We start from the raw sequence: 4857 nt of genomic DNA on the forward strand, positions 1-4857 counted from the left end.
GCCCTGCCCACCCCCTCGGTGCAGATTCGTCGGGCGCACTGACGCCGACTCCTTCGCGAAGATCGACCTCGCTTTAAGACCGCGTTGACGACGATCCGAGGTCTCCGGCCCGGCTTTACCCCTCGTTCAATGCCCCCGTCGCCTTCTGCCAATCGCGGTTGAGGCGAGGGGAAGCGAAATGGTGAAGCGACTGGAATGGGCGACGGGGAGCGTCGTCCGCAGCGGCGTCCGCGAACAGGCCGTCTATACCTGCCCGCCGAGCCTGCATCCGGGAGCCTTCCGGATCGCGCTGTCGACGCCGCTTTGCGCGACTCTGCTCGTGCTGTCCGCGATGGTCCTGTTCTCGTGAACGCCGCCCGATCCCGGCATTGATCGGCACTCGACTGCGCGGAAGATCTGGGATGACAGGCCGCTCGCGGCATCGCGAGAACTAAATTCTCCCGATGCCGCACCAAACAAATCAATATTTCTACTGATGATTCAGACTGTTGAAGACAGAGAAGATTTGTCTTTGACCTGCGGCCATTGCCGATTGCCTCGCCTAGAGCGACGCGATATCCCGGCGCACACCGAGCGCAGGGCCTGTCGAGGCCTTCGCAATGCGTAAGAGCCGATCAGGAGATCTCGTCATGGCCGACACCAGCCCCTCGCAGTCCCGCAAACCCGGCCACGGCCACATCTACGGCTCGATCACCGAGACGATCGGCAACACGCCCCTGGTCCGGCTCAACCGGATCACCAAGGAGCGCGGCGTCGATGCCGAGATCCTGCTGAAGCTCGAGTTCTTCAACCCGATCGCCAGTGTGAAGGACCGGATCGGCGTCAACATGATCGACGCCCTCGAAGCCTCCGGCCAGTTGAAGCCGGGCGGCACGCTGGTGGAGCCCACCTCCGGCAATACCGGCATCGCCCTGGCCTTCGTGGCGGCGGCGCGCGGCTACCGCCTGATCCTCGTCATGCCCGAGACCATGTCGCTGGAGCGCCGCAAGATGCTGGCCTTCCTCGGCGCGGAACTCGCCCTCACCCCTGGCCCGCAGGGCATGAAGGGCGCGATCAGCAAGGCCGAAGAGCTTCTCAACGAGATTCCCGGCGCGATCATGCCGCAGCAATTCTCGAACCCGGCCAACCCCGAGATCCACCGCAAGACCACGGCCGAAGAGATCTGGAACGACACCCAGGGCCAGCTCGACGCGTTCGTGGCCGGCGTCGGCACCGGCGGCACCATCACGGGCGTCGGCAGCGTGCTGAAGCCGCGCCTGCCCAACCTCAAGGTCGTCGCCGTGGAGCCAACCGATTCGCCCGTCATCTCCGGCGGCCAGCCCGGCCCGCACAAGATCCAGGGCATCGGCGCCGGGTTCATCCCCGGCAACCTCGACCGCGAGGTCATCGACGAGGTGATCACGGTCTCGAACCAGGAAGCCTTCGACACCGCCCGGCTTCTCGCCAAACTCGAAGGCATCCCCGGCGGCATCTCCACCGGCGGCAACGTCGCCGCAGCTCTGAAACTGGCGGCGCGGCCGGAGTTCCAGGGCAAGCGCATCGTCACGGTGGCCTGCTCGTTTGCCGAGCGCTACATTTCCTCGACGCTCTTCGAGGGGATCTGACCTCCGACGGCCGGCCCTGCCACGGGGCCGACTTTTCCAAGACGACGGCGCTTTCTCCCTGTGGCTTTCGAGCCCCTTTCTGAAGGCCGCCCTTGTCCTCAACTGCCCTGTATCGGATCCGCCGCGCCACCCGCCGCCCCTGGCTGCGGGTGGCTGCATTCTGCGGAGCCGGTGTCGCGGCCGCGCTCGCCTCGGCCTTCGGCGCGCCGCTGATCCCCATCGAGATAGCCCGATCGATCGGCGCCGACGCCGTCGACCAGATCCTGTCCGTGCTCGCGACGAGCATGTTGCCGGTGGCGACATTCTCGCTCTCGATCATGGTGCAGGCCTATGGCGGCGCCACCAGCAACGTGACGCCCCGTGCCGTGACCCTGCTGATGGAGGATACCCGCGCGCAGAATGCGGTGGCGAGCTTCATCGGCGCCTTCGTCTACAGCGTGGTCGGACTGATCGCGCTCAAGACCCATTTCTACGGCGATCAGGGCCGGGTCATCCTGTTCGGCCTCACCCTCGTCGTCCTCGCCTCGGTGGTCGTCACCCTGGTACGCTGGATCGACACCCTGGCCCATCTCGGCCGGGTCGGCGAGACCGTCGACGCCATCGAAGAGGCGGCCTGTGCCGCGATCAGGCGGCGGGCCGAGGCACCCTATCTCGGTGGGCTGCCCTGGTGCCCCGCGCCGGAGGGCGCGATCGCCGTGCAAGCGCAGAGCACGGGATACATCCAGCATGTGGATTCCGGGGCGCTGGAGGCGCTCGGCGAGGCGTCGGACCTCGTCCTGCACCTTGCGGTCCTACCAGGCAGCTTCGTCCATCGGGGCCGACTCCTGGTAGAGATCGACGGCAATCCCGACGCCGCGACCCTGGCCGGCATCACCAAGGCCTTCGTCATCGGCGACAGGCGCAGCTTCGACGATGATCCGCGCTTCGGTATCATCGTCCTTACTGAAGTCGCCTCGCGCGGGCTGTCTGCGGCTATCAACGATCCCGGCACGCCGATCGACGTCATCGGGACGCAAGTAAGGGTTCTGACGCTCTGGGCCGAATGCCGGGCCGCCCCGACACGGGGCGAGATCTACCCACGCCTGCGGGTACCGGGCATCGAGGTGGCGGACCTGTTCGCCGACGCGTTCCGTCCCATCGGCCGCGACGGTGCCGCTTGCGCCGAGGTTGGGGTGCGCCTGCAAAAGGCGCTCGCCGCCCTTCACGCCATTGGCGGCCCCGACTTTCAGGCGGCCGCACGCCGGGAGGCGGACAATGCACTCGCGCGGGCGGAGAAACTCCTCGACTTGCCCGATGATCTCGAAGTCCTGCGAGCCGCTCATGCCCTCGTCGGCCATCGAGGCTGACGCAACCTCGCGGCCCATGGAGTGGTTGAACCTCCAACATTGGAGGACACCATGACGGTTGAGCCGCGCCAGCGCCCTTCGCTGAAGAATTTCGACACCTATACCGATCGAAACGGCCAAAATCCCGGCCAGGACAATGCCCGTGATGTCGGCATCCCGTCGCGCACACAAGCCGATCTCAAAGGCGATCCCTCGGGAGAGGCGGAGACTGCCCGTATCGCGTCCGGGACGCCGAGTGAGGACGCCACCGACCAGACTGAGATGGAAGTTCCGGCCGAGAACATCCGGGCCATCGGTGATGCTTCGCAGAAAGCCGAGTCTCAGAGCGCGGCGGCGAAGGATTCCATCGATCGCGCCACCGCGAGCGTCGGCAAGGACGAGGAGAGCTAGATGTCGGATTTTGACAAGCAGCCCACCGATGCCGCGACGCGCAAGCCCAACAATGTCGGATCCCGGGGCGAGCCTGCGTTCGAGGGTGGACACCAGACCGCGCAACAGGCGGCCATCACCGGCATCGATCCGGGCGGCCTCAGCGATACCGACCGGAAGGCGAACTGGAACAAGGACGCCGACAAGGCCGGGCGCAACCCGACTCCCGTGGGCGGTTCGTCGAATGGCCAATCGGACCGCAAGCGGTGAGACGCATCGTCAGGGGACGACGTGACGCTTCGAATGAGGAGAGCAACACCCATGCTGGACGATGTGGACAAGAACGATAAGCCACCGCAGGGAAAGCCGGCCAACTCGGCACCCGATGCCGTGATGGATCCCAATGAGAAGACCGAAGGCAAACCGGGACAAGGGCCGCAGGGCGACAAGTCGCCTGATGACGAGACCGATCCCGGCGGCGGCTGAAGCGTCATGACGATGAAGGGCGTGGTCTTCGATCGAAACATGCCCTTCGTCCACAAGTCGCGAAGACCATTGAGCGCACCGGTGAGGCGGGTACTGTGTTCCAAAGGGAGACAGACGCCATGAATGCCCCCGATTCGGTCGTAGGAGACGCGACGTCGATCTACGATCGGGACCTCGACCGAAACCCGGCCAATCACCAGCCGCTGACACCGCTGAGTTACCTCGACCGGGCGGCGCGGGTGTTTCCCGACCATGTGGCGGTGATCCACGGTGACTTGCGCCGAACCTATGCCGAGCTCTACGAGCGCAGCCGACGTCTCGCGGCGGCGCTCAAAGCGCGCGGCATCGGCCGGGGCGACACGGTGGCTGTCATGCTCGCCAACACCCCCGAAATGATCGAGTGCCATTACGGGGTGCCGATGTCCGGCGCGGTGCTCAACACCTTGAACACCCGTCTCGACGCGGCCGGCTTGGCCTTCTGCCTCGACCACGGTGAGGCCAAGGTGCTGATCACCGATCGGGAGTTCAGCCGGGTCGTCGGCCCCGCACTGGAGCAGGTCGAAGCAAAGCCCCTCGTCATCGATGTGGACGATCCGGTGTTCACCGGCGAAGGCACCGCCATCGGCACCGTTGACTACGAGGCCCTGCTGGCCGGGGGCGACCCGACGTCCGACTGGGCGATGCCGGCGGACGAATGGGACGCGATCTCGCTGAACTACACCTCGGGCACGACCGGCGACCCGAAGGGAGTGGTCTATCATCACCGCGGCGCGGCGCTCCTGTCTCTCGGCAACGTCATCACCGGCAATCTTGGGCAGCACCCGGTTTATCTCTGGACCCTGCCGATGTTCCACTGCAACGGCTGGTGCTTCCCCTGGACCCTGTCGGTGGTGGCCGGCACCCATGTCTGCCTGCGCCAAGTCCGGGCCGGCGCACTCTACCAAGCACTTGCCGAGCACAGCGTCACCCATCTGTGCGGCGCGCCGATCGTGATGCAGTTGCTGCTCAACGCCACCGATTCCGAGCGCCGCCCCCTGCCCCGGCGCGTCGCC

7 protein-coding genes are annotated in these 4857 nt (G+C 66.1%); all 7 read left to right on the forward strand.

What is annotated here, in order from left to right; translation table 11 throughout:
* Positions 1–178 precede the first annotated feature (178 nt).
* Entirely contained in the window at positions 179–349 is a 171-nt protein-coding gene (locus MBTS_RS22460) for a hypothetical protein (protein ID WP_018041962.1), read from the forward strand.
* Positions 350–629: 280 nt separating this feature from the next.
* Positions 630–1604 carry a cysteine synthase A gene (cysK, locus tag MBTS_RS22465; RefSeq protein WP_147832486.1) on the forward strand — a complete coding sequence of 325 codons (975 nt, stop codon included), beginning with the start codon at positions 630–632 and terminating at the stop codon, positions 1602–1604.
* A gap of 92 nt (positions 1605–1696) precedes the next feature.
* The gene (locus MBTS_RS22470; protein WP_192216528.1) at positions 1697–2950 is read left to right on the forward strand and encodes a DUF2254 domain-containing protein; all 1254 of its coding nucleotides are present in this window, start codon (positions 1697–1699) and stop codon (positions 2948–2950) included.
* A 51-nt stretch (positions 2951–3001) separates the two neighbouring features.
* Positions 3002–3340, forward strand: a complete 339-nt coding sequence (locus MBTS_RS22475) for a hypothetical protein (RefSeq protein ID WP_147832488.1) — start codon at positions 3002–3004, stop codon at positions 3338–3340.
* Positions 3341–3589: a hypothetical protein gene (locus MBTS_RS22480; protein ID WP_147832489.1), complete on the forward strand. Its 249-nt coding sequence runs from the start codon at positions 3341–3343 to the stop codon at positions 3587–3589.
* Between the two features lie 51 nt (positions 3590–3640).
* On the forward strand, positions 3641–3805 hold the full coding sequence (locus MBTS_RS22485; protein ID WP_187273429.1) for a hypothetical protein: 165 nt from the start codon (positions 3641–3643) through the stop codon (positions 3803–3805).
* 119 nt (positions 3806–3924) lie between these two features.
* On the forward strand, positions 3925–4857 hold a 933-nt coding region (locus MBTS_RS22490), incomplete at its 3' end, for an AMP-binding protein (protein WP_192216529.1).

Source organism: Methylobacterium bullatum (assembly GCF_014845095.1).
Taxonomy (GTDB): Bacteria; Pseudomonadota; Alphaproteobacteria; order Rhizobiales; family Beijerinckiaceae; genus Methylobacterium; species Methylobacterium bullatum.

Coding starts and splice junctions, on each gene's coding strand:
- MBTS_RS22460 (WP_018041962.1), top strand. CDS start 179: ATGGTGAAGCGACTGGAATGGGCGACGGGGAGCGTCGTCCGCAGCGGC.
- MBTS_RS22480 (WP_147832489.1), top strand. CDS start 3,341: ATGTCGGATTTTGACAAGCAGCCCACCGATGCCGCGACGCGCAAGCCC.
- cysK (WP_147832486.1), top strand. CDS start 630: ATGGCCGACACCAGCCCCTCGCAGTCCCGCAAACCCGGCCACGGCCAC.
- MBTS_RS22485 (WP_187273429.1), top strand. CDS start 3,641: ATGCTGGACGATGTGGACAAGAACGATAAGCCACCGCAGGGAAAGCCG.
- MBTS_RS22475 (WP_147832488.1), top strand. CDS start 3,002: ATGACGGTTGAGCCGCGCCAGCGCCCTTCGCTGAAGAATTTCGACACC.